At 70.7% G+C, this 21,090-nt stretch carries 17 protein-coding genes and 1 riboswitch; of the genes, 9 read left to right on the forward strand and 8 right to left on the reverse strand.

Annotation, left to right across the window (positions count from 1 at the left end; translation table 11 throughout):
- Positions 1-17: 17 nt before the first annotated feature.
- Genes OMP39_RS07270 through OMP39_RS07280 form a run of 3 tightly spaced genes read right to left on the reverse strand, consistent with a single transcriptional unit; the run spans position 18 to position 2,171 of the window.
- Positions 18-554 (reverse strand): chromate transporter, encoded by a 537-nt coding sequence (locus OMP39_RS07270; RefSeq protein ID WP_264894312.1) that lies wholly within the window; start codon positions 552-554, stop codon positions 18-20.
- Entirely contained in the window at positions 551-1,138 is a 588-nt protein-coding gene (locus tag OMP39_RS07275) for a chromate transporter (RefSeq protein WP_264894313.1), read from the reverse strand. The genes OMP39_RS07270 and OMP39_RS07275 overlap by 4 nt, the downstream gene beginning before the upstream one ends.
- Positions 1,139-1,160: 22 nt before the next feature.
- A complete protein-coding gene (locus OMP39_RS07280; protein WP_264894315.1) occupies positions 1,161-2,171 on the reverse strand; it encodes a D-2-hydroxyacid dehydrogenase family protein in 1,011 nt (336 codons plus the stop codon).
- Positions 2,172-2,402: 231 nt separating this feature from the next.
- Between OMP39_RS07280 and OMP39_RS07285 the strand changes: the two genes are divergently transcribed.
- Positions 2,403-3,029, forward strand: a complete 627-nt coding sequence (locus tag OMP39_RS07285) for a LysE family translocator (protein WP_264894316.1) — start codon at positions 2,403-2,405, stop codon at positions 3,027-3,029.
- 109 nt (positions 3,030-3,138) lie between these two features.
- The gene (locus OMP39_RS07290; RefSeq protein WP_264894317.1) at positions 3,139-5,568 is read left to right on the forward strand and encodes a penicillin acylase family protein; all 2,430 of its coding nucleotides are present in this window, start codon (positions 3,139-3,141) and stop codon (positions 5,566-5,568) included.
- A 1-nt stretch (position 5,569) separates the two neighbouring features.
- Here the strand turns inward: OMP39_RS07290 and OMP39_RS07295 are convergent, their stop codons facing one another.
- The 5 genes from OMP39_RS07295 to OMP39_RS07315 form a co-directional block, all read right to left on the reverse strand.
- Positions 5,570-6,244, reverse strand: a complete 675-nt coding sequence (locus tag OMP39_RS07295) for a hypothetical protein (RefSeq protein WP_264894318.1) — start codon at positions 6,242-6,244, stop codon at positions 5,570-5,572.
- A 299-nt stretch (positions 6,245-6,543) separates the two neighbouring features.
- On the reverse strand, positions 6,544-8,769 hold the full coding sequence (mdoH, locus tag OMP39_RS07300; protein WP_264894319.1) for a glucans biosynthesis glucosyltransferase MdoH: 2,226 nt from the start codon (positions 8,767-8,769) through the stop codon (positions 6,544-6,546).
- A 548-nt stretch (positions 8,770-9,317) separates the two neighbouring features.
- Positions 9,318-10,679: a sigma 54-interacting transcriptional regulator gene (locus OMP39_RS07305; RefSeq protein WP_264894320.1), complete on the reverse strand. Its 1,362-nt coding sequence runs from the start codon at positions 10,677-10,679 to the stop codon at positions 9,318-9,320.
- The gene (locus OMP39_RS07310; protein ID WP_264894321.1) at positions 10,676-11,323 is read right to left on the reverse strand and encodes a hypothetical protein; all 648 of its coding nucleotides are present in this window, start codon (positions 11,321-11,323) and stop codon (positions 10,676-10,678) included. Before OMP39_RS07310 ends, OMP39_RS07305 begins: the two co-directional genes overlap by 4 nt.
- On the reverse strand, positions 11,316-12,731 hold the full coding sequence (locus OMP39_RS07315; RefSeq protein WP_264894322.1) for a sensor histidine kinase: 1,416 nt from the start codon (positions 12,729-12,731) through the stop codon (positions 11,316-11,318). The genes OMP39_RS07310 and OMP39_RS07315 overlap by 8 nt, the downstream gene beginning before the upstream one ends.
- A gap of 150 nt (positions 12,732-12,881) precedes the next feature.
- Positions 12,882-12,981, forward strand: a riboswitch (TPP riboswitch).
- Positions 12,982-13,064: 83 nt separating this feature from the next.
- Here OMP39_RS07315 and thiC point away from each other — a divergent pair.
- The 7 genes from thiC (at position 13,065) to OMP39_RS07350 (ending at position 21,076) form a co-directional block, all read left to right on the forward strand.
- Positions 13,065-14,951, forward strand: a complete 1,887-nt coding sequence (gene thiC, locus OMP39_RS07320) for a phosphomethylpyrimidine synthase ThiC (RefSeq protein ID WP_264894323.1) — start codon at positions 13,065-13,067, stop codon at positions 14,949-14,951.
- Positions 14,952-14,959: 8 nt separating this feature from the next.
- Positions 14,960-16,135 carry an FAD-dependent oxidoreductase gene (locus OMP39_RS07325; protein ID WP_264894325.1) on the forward strand — a complete coding sequence of 392 codons (1,176 nt, stop codon included), beginning with the start codon at positions 14,960-14,962 and terminating at the stop codon, positions 16,133-16,135.
- Complete coding sequence (thiS, locus tag OMP39_RS07330; protein WP_264894326.1) at positions 16,132-16,392, forward strand: sulfur carrier protein ThiS; 261 nt, start codon at positions 16,132-16,134, stop codon at positions 16,390-16,392. The genes OMP39_RS07325 and thiS overlap by 4 nt, the downstream gene beginning before the upstream one ends.
- 1 nt (position 16,393) lies before the next feature.
- Positions 16,394-17,200: a thiazole synthase gene (locus tag OMP39_RS07335; protein WP_264894328.1), complete on the forward strand. Its 807-nt coding sequence runs from the start codon at positions 16,394-16,396 to the stop codon at positions 17,198-17,200.
- Positions 17,197-18,831: a bifunctional hydroxymethylpyrimidine kinase/phosphomethylpyrimidine kinase gene (thiD, locus tag OMP39_RS07340; RefSeq protein ID WP_264894329.1), complete on the forward strand. Its 1,635-nt coding sequence runs from the start codon at positions 17,197-17,199 to the stop codon at positions 18,829-18,831. Before OMP39_RS07335 ends, thiD begins: the two co-directional genes overlap by 4 nt.
- Before the next feature lie 43 nt (positions 18,832-18,874).
- Complete coding sequence (gene bioB, locus OMP39_RS07345; RefSeq protein ID WP_264894330.1) at positions 18,875-19,876, forward strand: biotin synthase BioB; 1,002 nt, start codon at positions 18,875-18,877, stop codon at positions 19,874-19,876.
- 336 nt (positions 19,877-20,212) lie between these two features.
- Positions 20,213-21,076, forward strand: coding sequence for an SDR family oxidoreductase (locus OMP39_RS07350; RefSeq protein WP_264894332.1), 864 nt, complete (start codon positions 20,213-20,215; stop codon positions 21,074-21,076).
- The last annotated feature ends 14 nt before the right edge of the window (positions 21,077-21,090 follow it).

The raw sequence follows: 21,090 nt of genomic DNA on the forward strand, positions 1-21,090 counted from the left end.
CCTGCTCGGAGGCGACGTCACACCCAGCCCAGTGCTCCGCTGACCGCACCCGCGGCGATGAGCCACATCGGGCTCACGGGGGTGCGTAACAGGAGGGCGGCCGAGCCGACCACCAGCACGAGGGCCACCGCAGAGGTGCGCGTGGGCTCGGTCAGCACCCAACCGGTCGAGAACAGCAGCCCCACCGTGAGGGGCGCCATGCCCGCCGTGAAGGCCCGCACCGCCAGCGTGTCGCGCCGGGCACGGCCCCAGCGCGCGGCCGCCAATGCGAGTGTGGTCGAGGGCAGCATGATGCCGAGCATGGTGACGAGCGCCCCCCAGGGCCCGGCCGCCGTCCACCCCAAGACCGCGACGAACAGGATGTTGGGCCCCGGTGCAGCCTGGGCGAGCGCGATCGAGCCGGTGAACTGCGCATCCGACATCCAGCCGCGTTCGAGCACCAGGTAGCGGTGCATCTCGGGTGCGGTGGTGATCGCCCCGCCGATGGCGATGATCGAAAGGACCATGAAGTGGCCGATCAGCTCGACGTACTCGCCGAGGGAGAGGACGTTCATCGCCGAAGCCTCCGAGCCGCCAGCGTCAGCGCGAGAGGCCCGAGCGCTGCCAGCACCCACACGAGCGGCCAGCGCCATACCGCCACCAGGGCGGTGGTGGCGACGGCCAGCGCCGAGGCGAGGCCGACGCCCAGGGGCGAGCGCCGCAAGGTGGCGGCGAGCTTGATCGCCGTGGCCAGGACGAGCCCCGCCGCGACGGCTCCCATGCCGCGCAGCGCGCCGGCGACCGCCGGTTGCTCGGCGAAGTGGCCGTACAAGGCTGCAAGGGTCAACACGATGACGGTGGGTGCGGCGAGCATTCCCGCCAGCGCGACGAAGGCCCCGCGCAGACCGAAGAAGCGGTCGCCGATCATCAGCGCGACGTTGACCACGTTGGGGCCGGGCAGCATTTGCCCGATCGAGAGCAGTTCGAGGAAGTCCTCGCGCGTCAGCCAGCGCACGCGCTCCACGAGTTCGCGCTGCGCCACCGGCAGAACGCCGCCGAAGCCCTGGAGCGCCAGGCGGTTGAAGACCCAGAAGAGTTCACCGAGCCCCTGCGGCCGCCCCAGGGGCGCAGCGAGCGAATCATCCGATGAAATGGCCATCCGCGCAGTGTAGCGGGGCGCTTCAGCGTCGCAGGACCTTCAGGGCGTCCGGGTTGACGATGTTGGTGGGGTTGCCCTGGATGAAGTTGACGACGTTGTCGAACGCGGCGCTGAAGTAGAGTTCGTAGCTGTCCAGCTCGACGTAGCCGATGTGCGGGGTGCACACGGCGTTCTCGAGCCGCAGCAGCGGGTGACCTTGCAGGATCGGTTCGCTTTCGAAGACGTCGACCGCCGCCATGCCGGGCCGGCCGCGGTTGAGGGCGGTGACCAGGGCGTTTTCCTCGAGCAGTTCGGCGCGCGAGGTGTTGACGAACAGGGCCGTGGGCTTCATGCGCAGCAGGTCGTCGAGCCGCACGATGCCCCGCGTCGCATCGACGAGGCGCAGGTGCAGGCTGAGCACGTCGCTGGCCTCGAAGAACTCTTCGCGCGAGGCGGCGGCCTCGTAGCCGTCGGCCACCGCCTTCTCGCGCGACGACGGGCTGCCCCAGATGAGGACGCGCATGCCGAAGGCGCGCCCGTACCCCGCCACGAGCTGGCCGATCTTGCCGTAGCCCCAGATGCCGAGGGTCTTGCCGCGCAGCACCATGCCGATGCCGAAGTTGGGTGGCATCGAGGCGGCCTTCAAGCCCGATTGCTGCCATGCACCGTGCTTGAGATTGCCGATGTACTGCGGCAGCCGGCGCATCGACGTCATGATGAGGGCCCAGGTGAGCTCGGCCGGCGCCACCGGGGAGCCGACGCCTTCGGCCACTGCGATGCCCATGCGGGTGCAGGTGTCGAGGTCGATGTGCGGGCCCACGCGACCCGTCTGGGAGATGAGCTTGAGTTGGGGAAGCTTTTCGAGCAGCTGCCGGGGAAGCTGCGTGCGCTCGCGGATCAGCACCAGGACGTCGGCATCACGCAACCGCACCGAGAGCTGCCCGATGCCCTTGACGGTGTTGGTGAAAACCTTGGCGTTGTACGGTTCCAGCTTGGCGGCGCACTTGAGCTTGCGCACCGCGTCCTGGTAGTCGTCCAGAATGATGATGTTCATGGGTTCGCGCGACAGCAGCAGCGCCGGCAAGCGACGCGTCTCGTCATTCTGCATGTTTCTGCGCGACCAGCTAGGATGCACCGGCAACAAGGAGAACGACCATGAGCGCCCGTCTGCATTGCACCGCAGTCGCGTCGTCCGAACGCAGGCTCGCTGGCTCGTGCACCGCGCGGGCCCGCCACCACCTGCGGACAGCCGCGCAGGGCGTGCTCGGCCTCGGGAGGGTGTGACATGGACGCGGTCCACGACCTGCCGTTGTTCCTGGCCGCGGGGCTGCTCCTCAATTTCACGCCGGGGCCCGACATGCTCTACGTCATCGGCACGAGCACGTCGCGCGGCGTGAGGGCCGGCTGGCTTGCCGCGCTCGGCATCGGAGCGGGGTGCTTGGTGCACGTGGGGCTGGCCGCGGTCGGCATCTCGGCGGTCATCGCCTCCTCGCCCTGGGCCTTCGAGCTGGTGAAGTACCTGGGCGCGGCTTACCTGGTGTACGCGGGCCTTGCCTTGCTGTGGCGGCGCGGCCCGGCGGCCGACGGTGGGGCCCCCCGGGCCACGGACGGGGTGTTCGTGCAGGGCATGCTGGTCAATGTGCTCAACCCGAAGGTGGCGCTCTTCTTCCTTGCCTTTCTGCCGCAGTTCATCGACGCCTCGAGCCCGGGCAAGGCCTGGGCATTCACGATACTGGGTCTCTTGTTCACGGCCACCGGCACGGCGGTGAATCTCGCGGCCGCGGCGGCTGCGGGCACCCTGCAGGCGAGGCTGCGGGCTCGGGGCGGCGGGCCCGGGCGCTGGATCGACAAGGTGGTGGGCGGGGTGTTCGTGGCGTTGGGGGTGCGCCTCGCGCTGAGCGCAAGGACCTGACGGGTCTCGGGCGACGGACAGGGTGAGGCTGACGACGACGCCCGGGACATCGTCGGTCGGGTGAGTGAGTGCCCGGGTGCGGTGCCGCGGGCGAGGAGCTGGAGGGGCTGTGTCGAAATGGATGAAGCGGGCGGCGGTGGCGCTGCTGGTGGTCGTCGTGACCACGGTCGTGGGCTTGGGGCTCTACGCATGGCGGGCCGTCCCTGAGACGCAGGGGCGGCTCGAGGTCCAGGGGCCCCTGGCGGCGATCTCGATCGAACGTGATGCCCACGGCATTCCGACCATCCGTGCGCAGAACCTGCGGGACCTGGCCTTCGGGCTGGGATTCGTCCACGCGCAGGACCGGCTCTGGCAGCTCGAGACGCACCAGCGTATCGGGGCGGGCCGGCTGGCCGAGGCGTTCGGCGAACCGGCGCTGAAGAACGACCAGTTCCTGCGCGCGTTGAGCGTGCGCGAGACGGCGCGGCGGCAATGGGAGCAGGTGCGCGGGCAGACGAGGGAGCTTCTGCAGGCCTATGCCGACGGCATCAACGCCCACGTACGGCAGCACATGACGGCCCGCCCGCCCGAGTTCGTGATCCTGGGCCTGGAGCCGACCCCGTGGGAGCCGGCCGACAGCCTCGCCTGGGCGATCATGATGGCGTGGGACCTCGGCGCGAACTGGAACAACGAACTGCTGCGCATGCGGCTCGGGCTGCGCCTGCCGCTGAACCGGATCAACGAGCTCCTGCCCCCGTATCCCGGTGATGCGCCGCTGGCGACGGCCGACTACGTCCAGCTCTTCCGCGAACTGAAGGTGGACCCCGATCTCGGCAGGCAGGCCGAGCTGGCGGCCCCCGAGTCCGGCGTGGAAGGGGTGGGCTCCAACAACTGGGTACTGGCCGGCACTCGCACGACGACAGGCGCGCCGTTGCTCGGCAACGACCCCCACCTGAAGCTCAGCGCGCCGGCGCTGTGGTACGTCGCGAGGCTGGAGGCGCCGGGCCTGCGCGTGGCGGGTGCCACCATGCCCGGGCTGCCGATGGTGGTGCTGGGACAGAACGAGCACATTGCCTGGGGGTTCACCAACACGGCCCCGGACGTCCAGGACCTCTACCTCGAAGAACTGCACCCGCAGGACGCGACGCGCTACCGCACGCCCGACGGCTGGCAGCCCTTCGAGACGCGCGAGGAGGTCATCCGCGTCAAGGGCCGCCCCGACGTGCGCATGACGGTCCGCGCGAGCCGGCACGGCCCCGTGATCTCCGACGCGCCGGGGGTCGCCGAGGGCTTGACGGGGCCGGCCCAGAGCTCGCGCTACGTGCTCGCGATGCGCTGGACGGCTCTGGACGTGCCCAACACCACCGTCGAGGCGGGCCTCGCGCTCAACCGAGCGCGTTCGGTGGACGAGTTCATCCGAGCGAGCGCCCTGCATGTGGCGCCGATGCAGAACATGGTCGTGGCCGACCGTGCGGGGCACATCGCGATGGTCGCGGCCGGCCGGGTGCCGCTGCGGCGGGCCGATCACGACCTCAAGGGGCTGGTGCCGGCGCCGGGGTGGGAAGCCCGGTACGACTGGCAAGGCTACCTGGACCCCTCGCTCACCCCGCGGGAGCGGGACCCTGCGCGGGGGTGGATCGCCACCGCGAACCAACGCATCCATGCGGCCGACTACCCCCACTTCATCACGAGCGAGTGGACGCTGCCCTACCGTCAGCAGCGCATCGAGGAACTGCTGGAGGCGCGGCCGCGGCACGACATGAACAGCTTGGCTGCGATCCATGCGGACATCACGTCCTTGGCGGCCCGCAAGCTCTTGCCTCATCTGCGGTCGGCGCGCTCGGCGCACCCCCTGGCCGCGGCTGCGTTGGCGCAGCTGGAGGGATTCGACGGGCGCATGGAGGCCGACCGCGCGGCGCCGTTGATCCTCTGGGCGTGGACGCGCCACCTGCAGGCGCTGCTGTTCGGCGATGAGCTGGGCGACGGCCTGTGGAGCCGGCTGAACGGTCGGAACTTCTACGACGCGATGGAGCGGGTGCTGGAGCGCCAGGACGCCTGGTGGTGCGACGACAAACGCACCCCGGCCGCGGAGCACTGCGCCGAGATGAGCAATCGGGCTCTGGGGCTGGCGCTCGACGAACTCCAGCAACTGCAGGGGCCCGACCCGGCCCGGTGGCGTTGGGGCGCCGCACACCAAGCGCGCAGCGAGCACCGGCCGTTCAGCAAGGTCCCGGCGTTGGCCCGGTTCTTCGAGCTGCGTGTGCCGGTGGGCGGCGACACCTACACCGTCAACGCCGCGCGGGTGAACCTGAGCGCCGATACGGTCACCGGCGAGCGCTACCTGAACGAGCACGGGCCGAGCTTTCGGGCCTTGTACGACCTGCAGGACCCTTCGCGCTCGCGCGTGATCCATTCGACCGGACAGCCGGGGCTGCCGCTCGTGCGGGCCTACCGGGACTTCGTGCACCGATGGGCGCACGTGGAGTACGTCCCGCTATGGGATGCGCCAGCGAAAGAAGTCTTGCGGCTGGAACCCGCCGCGGCGGACAGGGTGCGTTGAATCAGCCGCGCAGCCAGGCGTGCATCGTCCCCAGCATGCCGGCGAGCAGCGCGAGGCCGCCCGCGGCGAGCCAGGGCGACACCCCGGCGCGGCGGGCCGCCCAGGCGCCCAACAGGAAGAGCCAGACGGCCGCGGTGCCATGCACCAGCCGCAAGGCGAGGGCGGTGTCGGCCACCATCACGAACGGCCACCACAGGGGCAGCGGGGCCAGCATCGCAGCCAGCGCCGCCATGAGCACCTGGAGGTGATCGGCTCGCTCGGCGTGGCGGCCCTGCTGCGCCGCGAGCGCCTGCAGGCGCGCCACATCCTCGGCCTCGACGGCCTCGGCGACCGAAGCGGGCAGGGCTTGTGCGAGCGCGCGGCGCATCTCCTGGCCGGAGTCAGCCTGCGCGAGCCGTGCGATCCAACGGCGTCGCCACAGGCCGAGCAGCGACAACCCCCGCCGGCACAGCACCGCGCACACACCGCCCCAGGCTGCGCTGGCACTCAGGGCCGCGACGAGGAGGGCGCCCCGGCCGGCGCCGGTGAGTGCGATCAGGCCGACGAAGACCATGCTCAGCAAGACGCCGACGACCGCCTCCGTGGCCCGGTCGGCCGCCGTGCGGGGCCGCCCAGGCGCAGCGCCGGGTGCTGCGGCGCTGGGCGAGACAGGCATGGACAGAGGCGGTTCGGACATGCGGGAGGGGAGTTTGCCACCGCGGGCGGCGTAGCACGGGCTTCCACTGGCGCTGGGCGAGCCCAGGCGTGGAATACATCGTGAAGTATTTCGCGGCCGACTGGGATCGCCAAGGGTAGACCCCTATCCCCTTGCAAGCGGCGGTCCCGCCGGCGGGGCCGCGGTGCAGGGGGCCGAGCCCCACCGCCCAGGAAGGCGGGCAGCGCGGAAGAAGGCGCCAAAGAAAAGCGAGGCCCTGGGCCCCGCGAACGCGGCAAGAAAGGGGAAGGGCCGCGGGCCGAGGGGCTCAGCCCGCGGACTCAGGCGCTGGCGGGCTTGGCTCCCTGAGCCGCGGCGGCTTGAAGCGCAGAGGGTGACCGCGAAGCAGCCGCCCGCGGTGTCCAGCCCCACGTGTCGCGGTGTTCGCGCAGCATCGAAAGCCAGGCCGGCTCGGCCAGCGCGCGCAACTTGTCGTCGCGCGACAGCCCGGCGCCGGGGGTCTTGAGCAGCGCTTGCAAGTGACGACGGCGGGCCTCGGCGCGCAGGCCGGTATGTGCCAGGCGGCGGCCGGGTGCACGTCGGGCGATCTCGAACAGGCGGGCGTCGAGCAGCACGTCCGACCAGCGCACTTCGCGCGTCCACCGTTTGGCGTAGGCCCACGCGTGCCGCAACACCGCTGGGGTCCACGCCTCCTCGGGGATGAGCAGCAGGTTGCGCGCGCGGATCGACTCGCCCAGCCCCTCCTGGCTCGTCAGGACGATCATCGGCACCGCGAGCACGAGCGGGACGGCCACGGGCATCAGCCACAGCATGGCCGTCGGGTTCAGCAGCGCGGCGACCGAGAGCACCGCCAGTGCAGCCAGCCCGATGGGCGCGAAGCGTCGCGCGGCTTCGGCCCATCCGATGGACTCGGCCTCGCGGGGCGGCGATTTCCAATCGATGCGCACGCCCGTCAGGGGGCCCAGCACGAACAAGGTGTGAGCCACCATGCGCACCGGCGCCTGCAACATCGACAGGCCCGCTTCGAGCAGCGCGCTTTGCACCAGGCGCAAGGTGCCGCCATGGAAGCGCTGCTCCTGACGCAAGACGATGGCGACGATGCCCAGAACCCGCGGCAGCACCAACATCGTGAGCGTGGCCACCCACAGGGCCGTCACGACGCGTGGCAGGTCCTGCGCGACGGGCCCGGCATCGGCGCCCGCAAACCACAAGGCGCCGCCCAGCAGCATGAAGGCCAGCCATAGCGGGGCCGAGAGGTAGGCCATGACGCCGGTGAAGAGCATCGCGCGGTGCACCCCGTGCAACCCCGGCTCGGCCATCAGCCCGGCGTTCTGCAGATTGCCCTGGCACCAGCGGCGGTCGCGGTGCAACTCCTCGATGAGATTGGGGGGCTGCTGCTCGTAGCTGCCTTGCAGGTCGCCCACGAGCCACACCTCGTAGCCCGCCCGGCGCATCAGAGCGGCCTCGACGAAGTCGTGCGACATGATCTCGCGGCCTTTGAGCGGGGCGAGGCCGCAATGCTTCATGAAGGGCTCGACGCGGATGATCGCGTTGTGACCCCAGTAATGCGATTCGCCGAGCTGCCAGTACTGCATGCCGAGCGTGAAGAGCCGGCCCACGACGCGGCTCGCGAACTGCTGGGCGCGGGCATGCAACGTCGCGTGGCCGACGGCCTGGGGCGCGGTTTGGATGATGCCGGCCATGGGGTGCGCTTCCATCAGGCGCACGAGGGTGGTGAGGCAGTCGCCGCTCATCACGCTGTCGGCATCGAGCACCACCATGTAGCGGTAGTCCCGGCCCCAGCGGCGGCAGAAGTCCGCCACGTTGCCCGCCTTGCGCTTGGTGCGGCGCTGGCGCCAGCGGTAGTAGATGCGGATTCGCCCCCCGAGCCGGTCGCGCAGGTCCGCCCAGGCGGCCAGCTCGGCGGCACGCACGTCGGGATCGCTGCTGTCCGAGAGGACGAACACGTCGAACAGGCGCTGGGCCCCGGTGCTGGCGAGCGACTCGCAGGTCGCCCTCAGACCGGCGAACACCGTCGGCACGTGCTCGTTGCAGATGGGCATCACGATGGCGGTGCGGGCGTCGTCCGACAAGGGTTGTCCTTCGGCGTCGCGGCGGGACAGGGAATGCGGATCGCCGCCCAGGTGCACCATGAAGCCCATGAGCGCAGTGACGAAGCCGGCCGAGACCCAGGCGAACAGCAGCGCAAACAGGGCCAGTTGCCCGTACTTGAGCCAGGGGTCGCCGTCGGCGGGCTGGACGTGCGCCATGAGCGCCGTGGCCACCGCACTGCAGCCGAGGATCAGCGCGATGAAGATCCGGCGACGGGCGACCGCGGCTCGCTCCCAGGCCGCGTCGGCCGGGGGGCGGGGCAGCGAGCGGCCCGTCAGTGCCCGCAACGCGGCTTCGGCGAGGCCGCGGCCCAGGCCACGCCACGGCCGGGCAGGCATGGAGCCGCGGTGGATCGGCGGCGCGCTCGCACCGTTCCCCCGAGGGGGAGCCGGTTCACGCCGATGCGGGGGACGGAAAAACTCGGTGTGCTCCATGGGTGGGCTGCTCAATGTTCCTGTAGACCGAAGGGCGTGCTGCCGCTGCGTGCCGCAGCGGCAGGGCGGGCGGACACCGGTGACAGGAAGAGAAGGCGGCCCCAGGGGCCGAGCCGCGGGCGCGGATGGTGGGGAGAGGTGCCGGCCGCGGTGCCCCGCGGTCCAGGCCCATCCGGCCGCGGACTCGACAAACCCTGCCGTGCATGCCCCGCAGCGCACGAAACGAGCCGCCGGGCGCCTGCAAGGCCTCTCCCGAGGAGAGGGCCCGGCGAGCCGGCGGTCGGTGTGCCTCTGGCATTCGGCTGTACTCCCTGTCATGGTCCCGCTCGCTCACGGCGGGTTCGCCTCTCGCTCGCAAGGGGTGTGCCAGACTCCGTTTTCCTATGCGAGACAGGGAGTTAGGCAGGAAGTCTTAGAAATAACTTGAAGATGGTGCCGGTGGGCCAGGAGGCAAGCGTCGCCAAGCAGCGACATTCTTCACGCGAAGTCTCGCAACTCCTTGTCAGGCAACGAATTTCTATTGTCGCCAAACGGCGACAAGGATTCTGTTACTCGGTGGGGCTGCTGCCCTCGGTGCGGAACAGCCCCGGGGTGAGGCCGTGCTTTTGCAGCAGGCGATAGAACTCGGTGCGGTTGCGTTGTGCCAGGCGCGCAGCATCGGCCACGCTGCCGTCGGTCAGCTTGAGCAGCCCGACGAGATACTCGCGCTCGAAGCGCTGCTTGGCCTCGGCGTAGCTCAGCACCTCGACCGAGGGGACGCGCAGGGCCCGCTGCACCAGCGCGAGCGGGATGAGGGGCGTGGTGGCCAGGGCGCACACCTGCTCGACCACGTTGTAGAGCTGGCGCACGTTGCCGGGCCAGGGGGCGGTGGCGAGCGCCTTGAGGGCCTCGGGGGCGAAGCCGTTGACCTGCTTGCCGTACTTGACCGCCAGCCGGGACAGGAAGTGGTTGGCCAGCAGCGGGATGTCCTCGCGGCGCTCGGCCAGCGTGGGCAGCGTCAGGGACACCACGTTGAGCCGGTAGTACAGGTCCTCACGGAACTGCCCCTCGGCCATGGCGGCCTCCAGGTTGCGATGGGTGGCGGAGATGATGCGCACATCCACCGGCACCGAGTGGCTGGCGCCGACCGGGCGCACGCAGCGCTCCTGCAAGACCCTGAGCAGCTTGACCTGCAAGGCGAGCGGCATGTCGCCGATTTCATCCAGAAACAAAGTGCCGCCGTCGGCCGCCTGGAAAAGACCCCGGTGGTTGGCGACCGCGCCGGTGAACGCCCCTTTCACGTGTCCGAAGAGCTCCGACTCGAGCAACGCCTCGGGAATGGCGCCGCAATTGACCGCGACGAAGGGCCGTTGTGCGCGGGGGCTGGCCTTGTGGATGGCCTGGGCCAGCAGTTCCTTGCCGGTGCCGCTCTCGCCATGGATGAGCACGCTCGCATCCGACTGGGCGATGAGCCGGGCCTCGGCGAGGAGTTCCTCCATGCGCGCCGAGCGGCTCACGATGTCCGCGCGCCAGCTGCCGTCTCCGGAGGCCGGGCGGGCGGCCGGCGCGGTGAGCGACAGAGCTTGGGCGATCTTGTCGAGCAGGAGCTTGCCGTCGAACGGCTTGGTGAGGTAGGTGAAGACGCCCCGCGACGTGGCCTCGACCGCGTCGGGGATGGTGCCGTGGGCCGTCAGCAGGATCACGGGCAGCGCCGGATGGTGGGCGCGGATCTCGTCGAACAGGGCCATGCCGTCCTTGCCCGGCAACTGCACGTCGCTCAGCACGAGGTTGGGCCGCTCGACGGCGAGCTGCGCCAGTGCGGCCTCGGCGGATTCGACCGCCGTCACCCGGTATCCCGCGGCCTGCAGCCGCATCGACAGCAGGCGCAGCATGTCGGGATCGTCGTCGACGACCAGGACGTGGGCACTCATCGTGATGCGTCTCCGTTGGGTCGCGGGGTCGGCGCCGGTCCGCCCGGCGCGGCGGGGCCCGGGGGCGGTGCCGGACTGCGCGGCGCGAGACTGCGCTCGATCGCCTTCAAGGCCTCCAGTTTCTCGTTGAGCTGGTCCAGCCGGCGTTGGGCTTCGAGCAGGCGCTGGTTCTGGCGATCCAGCAGGTCCTCGACCCGCCGCTGCTCCTGATAGCGCGCTTGCAACAACCGGGCCAGCGGGTGCCAGGGGGTGACGTCCGGCGCAGTGGACTTGAGCAGTGCGTCCAGGAGCACCAGGGCACGCTGGATGTCGTTCGGCCCGCGCGTGAAACCGAGCACGATGGCCTGCTCCATCACCGCAGCCGGGGTGGTGGGCGTCTCCGCGAGGCGGGCCAACTCCTTCTGCAACTCCGCAGGCGGCATCACGCGCACGCGCTCGAAGTACGCCAGCACATGGCGCGCGGCCGCGTCGGTCGGCTCGAACACCTGGACCTGCATCTCGACGGGCACGCGCACCGGCACCTTCACCTGGCGCACCTCGGTCACCTCGGGCAGCGGGGCGCAGGCCGCTGCGGCCAGCGCGAGGAGCCACACGACCGCACGCAGCGGCACGGTCAGGGCGGGGGAGTGCAGGCAATCAGGCATGGGGCAACTCGATACGGAAGTGGGCACCCGGGCCCTCGGGCAGCAGTTGCACGCGCCCACCGTGGGCCGCCACGTACTCCTGCACGATGGACAAGCCGACGCCGGTGCCGCGGGCCGCACCTTCGGGCTGGCGCTCGCCGCGATAGAACGGCTCGAACACACGCTCGCGGTCGGCGGGTGCCACGCCGGGGCCCTCGTCGGTGATGTCGATGATGAGCCGGTCGCCCAGATGACTCAGCCGCCATTCGACGGTGCCGCCGGCAGGGCTGAAGCGGATCGCGTTGGACAGCAGGTTGCCCAGCGCAATGCCGAGCTTGTCCGGGTCCACGTCGGCCCAGGCCGGGTCGCCTTCGACACGCACTTGCAGCTGCTTGGCTTGCCATTGCAGCTTCTGCTCGTCGAGCAGACGCTGGATGAGCGCCGTCAGGTCCACGCGCCGGCGCTGCAAGCGGCGCGCCTCGAACGCCGCGGCGTTGAAGCGCAGGAGGTCTTCGATCTGCCCCTGCAGACGTGCGGTGTTCTCCCGCAGGATCCGCACCACCTCCTTCTGATTGGCGGTGAGCGGCCCGGCCACCTCGTCTTCCAGCAGCGCCACGCCTTCGCGCATGGCGGCCAGGGGCGTCTTGAGCTCATGCGACACGTGCCGAAGGAAGCGCGCCTTGTCGGCGTCGAGCTCGGCCAGGCGCAGGCGCAGCCACTCGAGGCGGCGTCCCAGCTGCCGTACGTCCGTCGGCCCGCGGATGTCGATCGGCTGGTCCAGCCGGTTCTCGCCCAGGCCGACGATCGCGCGCTCCAGCCGCTTGAAGGGTCGAGCCAGCCACAAGCCGAAGGCCAACGCCAGCACGACGGCCGCAGCAATGGCGATGAGGACCTGCCGGCCGAAGGCCAGTCGGCTGGCCTCGAGTTCGTCCTGAAGGCGGCGCGTTCGCTCCTCGGTGGAGCGGCGGATCTGCAGCGCGATGGTGGCGTTGTGGTCGGCTAGCTCGCGAAAGGCGGCGATGAGGGCCTGTTCCCGCACGCGCGCCGTCGCGCGGGGCCCCTGCATCTGCCTGCCGATCTGCTCCACGCGCTGCCGCCAGTTCTGCACCTGCTCGGGCGGCAAATCGGGCGCGAGCCGCGCCAGCACCTGCTCGGCCTCGCGGGCCGCGTCTTCGTAGCGCTGCCAGAGCGCGCGGTCTTCCAGCACCACGTATTGGCGGGCGGCGCGCTCCATCGTCACGCTGTGGTCCATCAGGGTCTGAGCCTCGGCGGCCAGGCGCATCGACGTCTCGGACGACTGCCGGGCCTGGGCCATCAGCCGTTCGAGCGTGACGAGGCCGCGCAGCGACACCGCGGCCAGCAGCGCGGCGATGAGCAGGAAAGCCACCAGCAGCAGCTGGCGGAACGAAATGCGATGCAAGGAGACCATGGCGAGAGGCGGCAAATATAGCCTCGCGCCTACGGGGAAGTGGTATCCATTCCCACCGGCTCGCGCAGCGGGTGCCGGGGAGGGCAGCCCCTGGGCCGGCGTGCGCTGGCGCGCGTGTTGACGGGCGGGCGGGCCGCCTCCTACACTGCGCTTCGCGCTCCGGGGTGCACCTCGTGCTGAGACGGCGACCTGCCGAACCCGTGAACTTGATCCGGCTAGTACCGGCGTAAGAAGAGCAACGAATGTCCCTTGCGGCCCGTCCGTCTGAACGGCGGCCCGCACACCGCCAGGGGCACTTCCGGGGTCGCACCACATCCACCGGAAGGAGCCCCGATGAACGCCCCCGACAAGCTCTCGCAATGGCTCGCGTTGACGCGCGAGCCGTTTCCTGCCTCGCGCAAGGTCCACGTTCCCGGCCAACTGCACCGCGAGGTGCGGGTGCCGATGCGCGAGGTGCGCCTGACCAACGGCGAGAGGGTGACGCTGTACGACACCTCCGGGCCGTACACCGACCCCACGGTGGCCGTGGACGTGCGGCGCGGACTGCCGGCCCTGCGCGCGGACTGGATCGGGGCTCGCGGCGACACCGAGCCCTACGACGGGCGCGCGCCCAGGCCGCTGGACGACGGCGCCAAGCACGAGACGCGCGAGGCCGAGCGGCTGGATCGCTTGCGCCAGGAGGCGGCCGGCCTGCAACGCCGCCCGCGCCGAGCCAAGGCCGGGCACAACGTGACGCAGATGCACTATGCGCGGCGCGGCATCGTCACGCCCGAGATGGAGTTCGTCGCGCTGCGCGAGAACGGCCGGCGCGAATGGATGGCCGAGTACCTGGCCGATGCCGAACGCGAAGGCCGCCTGCGCGGCCACCCGATGGGCGCGTGCTTTCCTGAGGTGATCACTCCGGAATTCGTGCGCGAGGAGGTGGCGCGCGGCCGCGCCATCATCCCGGCCAACATCAACCACCCCGAGATCGAGCCGATGGCCATCGGCCGCAACTTCCTCGTGAAGATCAACGCCAACATCGGCAACTCGGCGGTGACTTCCAGCATCGAGGAGGAGGTGGAGAAGCTGGTGTGGGCGATCCGCTGGGGCGCCGACACGGTGATGGACCTCTCCACGGGCAAGAACATCCACACCACGCGCGATTGGATCATCCGCAACTCACCGGTGCCCATCGGCACGGTGCCCATCTACCAGGCGCTGGAAAAGGTGGGCGGCGTGGCCGAAGACCTCACCTGGGAGATCTTCCGCGACACGCTGATCGAGCAGGCCGAGCAGGGGGTCGACTACTTCACCATCCACGCCGGCGTGCGGCTGCCGTTCATCCCGATGACCGCCAAGCGCCGCACCGGCATCGTCTCGCGCGGGGGCTCGATCCTCGCCAAGTGGTGCATCGCCCACCACCAGGAGAACTTCCTCTACACGCACTTCGAGGAGATCTGCGAGATCATGAAGGCGTACGACGTGAGCTTCTCGCTGGGCGATGGGCTGCGCCCGGGTTCGCTCGCCGACGCCAACGACGAGGCGCAGTTCGCCGAGTTGCGCACGCTGGGCGAGCTGACGCAGATCGCCTGGAAGCACGATGTGCAGGTGATGATCGAGGGCCCCGGCCATGTGCCGATGCACATGATCCAGGCCAACATGGACGAGCAGCTCGAGCACTGCCACGAGGCGCCGTTCTACACGCTCGGGCCGCTCACGATCGACATCGCCCCAGGGTACGACCACATCGCGAGCGCGATCGGCGCGGCGATGATCGGCTGGTTCGGCACCTCGATGCTGTGCTACGTGACGCCCAAGGAGCACCTGGGCCTGCCCGACCGCGAGGACGTCAAGCAGGGCATCATCGCCTACAAGATCGCCGCGCATGCGGCCGACGTCGCCAAGGGCCACCCCGGCGCGCGCGCGCGCGACGACGCGCTGTCGAAGGCGCGTTTCGAGTTCCGCTGGCACGATCAGTTCAATCTCTCGCTCGACCCGGAGACGGCGCGCGACTTCCACGACGAGACGCTGCCCAAGGAGTCGAGCAAGGTGGCGCACTTCTGCTCGATGTGCGGGCCGAAGTTCTGCTCGATGAAGATCACGCAGGAGGTGCGCGAGTTCGCCGCGCGCCAGGGCGTGAGCGAGGAGGCGGCGCTCGCCGAAGGCCTGCAGGCCAAGTCGGCGGAGTTTCGCGAGGCGGGGGGCGAGCTGTACGTGCCCGTCCGGCCCGCTTCTTGAGGGCGGCCATGCGCATCGGCATTGCAGGAGCGGGCCTCTTGGGGCGCCTGCTCGCGTTCGAGCTTTCCGCGCTGGGGCACGAGGTGCACGTGCACGATCCAGCCCCCGGGCCGCGGCCCCCGTGCGGCGCCAGCCCGCGGGCGGCGGCTTGGTCCGCGGCCGGGATGCTGAGCCCCTTCGCCGAGATCGAGACCGGGGACGAGCGCCTCGCGCGCTGGGGCCTGCGCTCGATGGAGCGGTGGCAGGCGCTGGTGCCGCGCCTGCCGCACGTGTTGCCCGTGGGACTGGGGCCCCACGCCGGCGAGCAGGGCGGCTGCCACGGCGCACCGCCGGGCGGCGGGGCTCGTGCGGTCGACTTCCGCCGAGAGGGAAGTCTGTTGCTCGCCCATCGCGAGGACCTGGGCAGCGCCCGGCGCTTGCTGAGCGTGATGGCCGCGCGCCTGCCCGGCACGCACAGGCCGGCACAGCCCCTCGACCGCGAGGCCCTTGCGCGGCTGGAACCCGCGGTGCACGGGCCCGCCCATGCGTGGCTGCTGCCGGGTGAAGGGCAGATCCATCCCGTCGAGGCCTTGGAGGCGCTGTACCGCGGGGGCTGCGCGCAAGGGGTGCGCTGGCACTGGGCCTCGCCGGTGCGGCGGGTGGACCCGGGCGCGTTGTGGCTCGACGCCGCGGGCGAGTGCCGGCGTCACGACCTCGTCTTCGACGTGCGCGGGCTGGGTGCGCGGCCGCAATGCCCCGTGAGGGGAGTGCGTGGCGAGGTCTTCTGGCTGCATGCGCCGGGGGTGGCGCTGCGCCGGCCGCTGCGCCTGCTGCACCCGCGCTGGCGGGTGTACCTCGTGCCGCGCCCCGGTGACGGCGTGGTCGTGGGGGCCACCGAGATCGAGTCGGAGGACCTCTCGCCCGTGTCGGTGCGCAGCGCGCTCGGTTTGCTGAGCGCGGCGTACAGCGCGGTGCCGGCGCTGGCCGAGGCCCGCATCGTGCACAGCGAGACCAACCTGCGCCCCGCGCTGCCCGACAACCTGCCTGCGCTGCACGTGGAGTCCGGGCTGGTGCGCATCAATGGGCTGTTCCGTCATGGTTGGCTGCTGGCGCCCGCCCTGGTCGAGGAGGCGTTGCAGTGCTGCGAACTGCTGTCGTGTGCAGAGCAGTCGAGCTCCGATGTTCCCGACAAGGAGGTGGCATGACACCGCTTGGCACCCTGCCCACGCAAGCCTACGTGGACGCGCACGCGCATGGGGCGATCGCCGTCACCGTCAATGGCGCGCCGCGGCACGTGCCGCCCGGCACGACGCTCGCGCAACTCGTGGAGCGCCTGGGACGCACGCCGGCCTCGGTGGCGACCTCGATCAACGGCCGCTTCGTGGCGCGAGAGTCGCGCAGCGCCGTCACGCTGCAAGCAGGCGACGAGGTGGCCTGCTTCGAGCCCATCGTGGGAGGTTGAAATGGAGAGGCAAGACGACGTGTTCCTGCTGGCCGATGTGCCCTTGGCGAGCCGCTTCCTGCTCGGCTCGGCGGGCTACCCGTCGCCGCAGGTGCTGCGCGAGGCGATCGCGGCGGCGGGGACCGAGGTGGTGACGCTGGGCCTCAAGCGCCAGCTGTCCGATGCGGGGCAGTTGGCAAGCGGCGCCGGCAGCTTCGTGCAGATCGTGCGCGACAGCGGGGCGCGGCTCCTGCCCAACACGGCCGGCTGCCGCACCGCGCGCGAGGCGGTCACGCTCGCTCACATGGCGCGTGAGCTCTATGGCACCCACTGGATCAAGCTCGAGGTGGTGGGCGACGAGCACACGCTGCAGCCCGACCCCTGGGAGCTGGTCGAGGCCGCGTGCGAGCTGGTGCGCGAGGGCTTCGAGGTCTTTCCTTACTGCACCGACGACCTCGTCACCTGCCAACGCCTGCTCGATGCGGGCTGCCGCGTCCTGATGCCGTGGGGCGCGCCGATCGGCTCCGGCCAAGGGCTGCTCAACCCCTGGGCCTTGCGGACGCTGCGCGAGCGCCTGCCAGACGCGACGCTCATCGTGGACGCGGGCATCGGCCGGCCTTCGCACGCGGCGCAAGCCATGGAGCTGGGCTACGACGCCGTGCTGCTCAACTCGGCGGTCGCCCAGGCGGCCGACCCGGTGGGCATGGCCGCGGCGTTCCGCCATGCCATCGAGGCGGGGCGGCTGGGGTGGCGGTCGGGCCTGCTCGCCCCGCAGCCCATGGCGGTGCCTTCCACACCGGTGTGGGACCGTCCGCTCGAGCTTCCATGAGCGCCCCCGCATCGTCGATGCCGCCGCCGGTCGTCTGGAGCATCGCGGGCTCGGACAGCGGCGGCGGGGCCGGACTGCAGGCAGACCTCAAGGCTTTCGAGGCGTTCGGGGTTCACGGCTGCACGGCGGTGGCGGCGATCACCGCGCAGCATTCCCTCCGGGTGTGTCGCAGCGAGCCCGTGGCCCCCGACTTGCTCGAGGCGCAACTCGCGGCGCTGGCCGAGGACTTGCCGCCCGTGGCGATCAAGCTCGGCATGTTGGGCAGCGTGGACAACGTGCACTGCGTGGCGCGCTGGGTGGACCGGCTGCGGCGGGAAAGGCCGCTCGCCCTGGTGATCGACCCGGTCTGGCGGGCGACCACGGGCGCGGCCTTGGCGGCTTCGGCGTTGCGCGAGGCCTGCCTCGACGAATTGCTGCCGCGCGCCACGATCGTCACGCCCAACCGCGCCGAGGCGGCCTGGCTGCTCGGGATGGAGCGCCTGGAAGCGCACGAGGTGCCTGAGGCCGCGCGTGAGCTGCGTGCCGCCGGAGCCCGCGCCGTGGCGATCACGGGCGGCGACGCACGCGAGCCGGGCGGCGATGGACTGGCGGCCGACTGGATCGACACCCCTCAGGCGCAGGGCTGGCTGACCCTGCCGCGGGTGGACACGCCTCACCATCACGGCACCGGCTGCGTGTTCGCGTCGTCGGCGGCCGCGGCGCTTGCCCTCGGCCATTGCGAGGCGGATGCGCTGGTGCTCGCAAAGCTCGCCACCACCCAGGCACTGCGTCGTGGGTACGCCGCGGGGCGCGGGGCCGGTCCCGTGCGACCGGGGGCCGACTTCGCGCTGGTGCGGGGCGGGCTGCCCACGCTGCATCCCGATCGCCCGACCTGGGCGCCCGCAGGCTTTGCGCCTCTGCAGCCCGTCTGCATGGGGCTCTACGCCATCGTCGAGCGTGCCGAGCAGGTCGAGAGCGTCATCCGGGCCGGCGCTCGTGCAGTGCAACTGCGGATCAAGGCGCCGGGCGGCGAGGGCCTTCGTGCGGAAGTGCGCCGCGCGGTGGCGGCCGCGCGGGCGGCGGATGCGCAGATCTTCATCAACGATCACTGGCGCATGGCGCTGGAGGAAAGGGCCTGGGGCGTGCACCTCGGGCAGGAAGACCTGAGCGCTGTGGCCCCGCAGGACTTGGAGCGCTTGCGCAGAGCGGGCCTGCGGCTCGGCATCAGCACGCACAGCTACTGGGAGGTGTGCCGCGCCCGCGCCGAGGGCCCGAGCTACATCGCCTGCGGGCCCATCCACGCCACGGTCACCAAGAAGATGCCGTGGAGGCCGCAGGGTGAGGACAACCTGGCGTACTGGTGCCACGTGCTCGAAGAGTCCGTCGTCGCGATCGCCGGGATGGACGAGGAACGCAGCCGGCAAGCGATGCGCTGCGGCGCGGCCGGTGTGGCCGTGTTGAGAGGGCTGGTGCAGGCCGAGCGGGTGGGCGAGACCGTGGCGCGATTGCAGGCGGCCATCAACCAGGGCGTATGGCTGCCGAGGCGCGCCCCGCCCGCGAGGGCGCGTCCGACGCTCGCAGGGCCTTGTGCGGCCAGGGGGGACTCCTGGACAGAGCCCCTGGGTACAAGCCCGAGGAGCGTCGAGCGATGACGATACACTGCCGCGTCCACACCATTCGTACACGCACTTGCCCATGACCCAGGCCACTGTCGTTCAACCCGTCCACGTCGTTCGCCGCGATGCGGCCGGGGCCGCGCCTTCCGCGGCCCGCTGGCCGATCGACGCGGTGGAGGCGCTGTTCGAGCTGCCGTTCAACGACCTGCTGTTTCGTGCGCAAGAGGTGCATCGCGAGCACTTCCCGGCCAATCAGGTGCAGCTGTCGACGCTGCTGTCGATCAAGACCGGCGGCTGCCCGGAGGACTGCGCCTACTGCCCGCAATCGGTCCACTACGACACCGGGGTGGAAGCGGGCAAGCTGCTCGATGTGGAGGCAGTGAAGGCGGCCGCGCAGGCCGCCAAGGAGCAGGGGGCGACGCGCTTCTGCATGGGCGCGGCATGGCGCGCGCCCAAGGACCGCGACATCGAGAAGGTGGCCGAGCTCGTGCGCAGCGTGAAGGACCTCGGCCTCGAAGCCTGCTGCACGCTCGGCATGCTGACCGAGGAACAGGCCCGCAGGTTGAAAGACGCGGGGCTCGATTACTACAACCACAACCTCGACACCGCGCCCGAGGCGTACGGCCGCATCATCACCACGCGCGACTATCAGGACCGCCTCGACACCCTGGAGCACGTGCGCGCGGCCGGCATGCACGTGTGCAGCGGCGGCATCGTGGGGATGGGCGAGTCGCGGCGCGAGCGTGCGGGCTTGATCGCCCAGCTCGCCAACATGGACCCGTACCCCGAATCGGTGCCGATCAATCACCTGGTGCAGGTGGAAGGCACGCCGCTGCATGGGCTGGAGCCGCTCGATCCGCTCGAATTCGTGCGCACCATCGCCGTCGCCCGCATCACCATGCCCAAGGCCCGCGTGCGTCTGTCGGCCGGTCGGCAGCAGATGAGCGAGGCCGTGCAGGCGTTGTGCTTCCTGGCCGGGGCCAACTCCATCTTCTATGGCGACAAGCTCCTGACGACGGGCAACCCCGACTGGGAGCGGGACCAGCAGCTGTTCGCCAAGCTCGGTCTCTCGGCGGCCTAAGGCCCGGCGCTCGGCCGCCCGGAGCCGGGCCGCACCCCCGTGGGGGGTGGGGCGCAAGCCCCGGGGGCAAAGATACAAAGCCCGGCGCTCGGCCGCCCGGAGCCGGGCCGACACCCCCGTGGGGGGTGGGGCGCAAGCCCCGGGGGCAAAGACATAAGGCCCGGCGCTCGGCCGCCCGAAGCCGGGCCGACACCCCCGTGGGGGGTCGGGCGCAAGCCCCGGGGGCAAAGATCCAAGGCCGCCGGCCTTTCCCGCTCCGGCGCGGCTTGCGCCCGGTGGCGGGGCACGGCGCTTGCAGCGGCTTGCGACGTTCCAGCTCGTTGTAAGGAGACTGCGATGTCGCAAGACTCATCGAAGACGCTGCCGCCGCAGCAACAGGACGTGCAGCCCGGCCGCGAGGGCGAGATGCGGCCGGCGCCCAAGGCGGATGCCGAGGACTATGTCGGCTCCGGCAAACTCAAGGGCCAGGTGGCCATCATCACCGGGGGTGACAGCGGCATCGGCCGCTCGGTGGCCATCTGCTTCGCGAAAGAAGGCGCGAACGTCGTCATCAGCTACCTGAACGAGTACGAGGACGCCCGGCACACGCTGCGCAAGGTCGAGGAGCAGGGGGTGCAGTGTCTGGCTCTGGCCGGCGACATCGCCGACGAGGGCTTTCTTCAGATCCTCGTCAACTCCACGCTGGAGCGGTTCGGCCGCATCGACATCCTCGTCAACAACGCGGCCGAGCAGCATCCGAAGGAGAAGATCGAGGACGTCACCTCGGCGCAGCTGGAACAGACCTTCCGGACCAACTTCTTCTCGATGTTCAACCTCACGCGCATGGTGGTGCCGCACATGAAGCCGGGCAGCACCATCATCAACACGACGTCGGTGACCGCCTACCGGGGCAATCCGCAGCTCCTCGATTACTCGGCCACGAAAGGAGCCATCGTCGCCTTCACGCGCTCGCTGTCGAAGCAGCTCGTCAAGCGAGGCATCCGCGTCAACGCGGTGGCACCCGGGCCGGTGTGGACGCCGCTCATTCCGTCCACTTTCGACGCGCAACACGTCGAGACATTCGGCAGCAACGTGCCGATGGGGCGCCCCGGTCAGCCCGACGAGATCTCGCCGAGCTACGTGTTCCTGGCGAGCAAGGACTCGAGCTACATCAGCGGCCAGGTCCTGCACCCGAACGGCGGGGACGTGGTCAACGGGTGAGGCGAAGGCGGTGT

The sequence above is a fragment of the Schlegelella aquatica genome (genome assembly GCF_026013905.1).
In the GTDB taxonomy this organism is placed as follows: domain Bacteria; phylum Pseudomonadota; class Gammaproteobacteria; order Burkholderiales; family Burkholderiaceae_C; genus Caldimonas; species Caldimonas aquatica.

Bases quoted from the DNA above. Each gene is read 5' to 3' on its own strand.
- OMP39_RS07270 (WP_264894312.1), bottom strand. From the start codon at position 554: ATGAACGTCCTCTCCCTCGGCGAGTACGTCGAGCTGATCGGCCACTTC.
- OMP39_RS07275 (WP_264894313.1), bottom strand. From the start codon at position 1,138: ATGGCCATTTCATCGGATGATTCGCTCGCTGCGCCCCTGGGGCGGCCG.
- OMP39_RS07280 (WP_264894315.1), bottom strand. From the start codon at position 2,171: ATGAACATCATCATTCTGGACGACTACCAGGACGCGGTGCGCAAGCTC.
- OMP39_RS07285 (WP_264894316.1), top strand. From the start codon at position 2,403: ATGGACGCGGTCCACGACCTGCCGTTGTTCCTGGCCGCGGGGCTGCTC.
- OMP39_RS07295 (WP_264894318.1), bottom strand. From the start codon at position 6,244: ATGTCCGAACCGCCTCTGTCCATGCCTGTCTCGCCCAGCGCCGCAGCA.
- mdoH (WP_264894319.1), bottom strand. From the start codon at position 8,769: ATGGAGCACACCGAGTTTTTCCGTCCCCCGCATCGGCGTGAACCGGCT.
- OMP39_RS07305 (WP_264894320.1), bottom strand. From the start codon at position 10,679: ATGAGTGCCCACGTCCTGGTCGTCGACGACGATCCCGACATGCTGCGC.
- OMP39_RS07310 (WP_264894321.1), bottom strand. From the start codon at position 11,323: ATGCCTGATTGCCTGCACTCCCCCGCCCTGACCGTGCCGCTGCGTGCG.
- OMP39_RS07315 (WP_264894322.1), bottom strand. From the start codon at position 12,731: ATGGTCTCCTTGCATCGCATTTCGTTCCGCCAGCTGCTGCTGGTGGCT.
- thiC (WP_264894323.1), top strand. From the start codon at position 13,065: ATGAACGCCCCCGACAAGCTCTCGCAATGGCTCGCGTTGACGCGCGAG.
- OMP39_RS07325 (WP_264894325.1), top strand. From the start codon at position 14,960: ATGCGCATCGGCATTGCAGGAGCGGGCCTCTTGGGGCGCCTGCTCGCG.
- thiS (WP_264894326.1), top strand. From the start codon at position 16,132: ATGACACCGCTTGGCACCCTGCCCACGCAAGCCTACGTGGACGCGCAC.
- OMP39_RS07335 (WP_264894328.1), top strand. From the start codon at position 16,394: ATGGAGAGGCAAGACGACGTGTTCCTGCTGGCCGATGTGCCCTTGGCG.
- thiD (WP_264894329.1), top strand. From the start codon at position 17,197: ATGAGCGCCCCCGCATCGTCGATGCCGCCGCCGGTCGTCTGGAGCATC.
- bioB (WP_264894330.1), top strand. From the start codon at position 18,875: ATGACCCAGGCCACTGTCGTTCAACCCGTCCACGTCGTTCGCCGCGAT.
- OMP39_RS07350 (WP_264894332.1), top strand. From the start codon at position 20,213: ATGTCGCAAGACTCATCGAAGACGCTGCCGCCGCAGCAACAGGACGTG.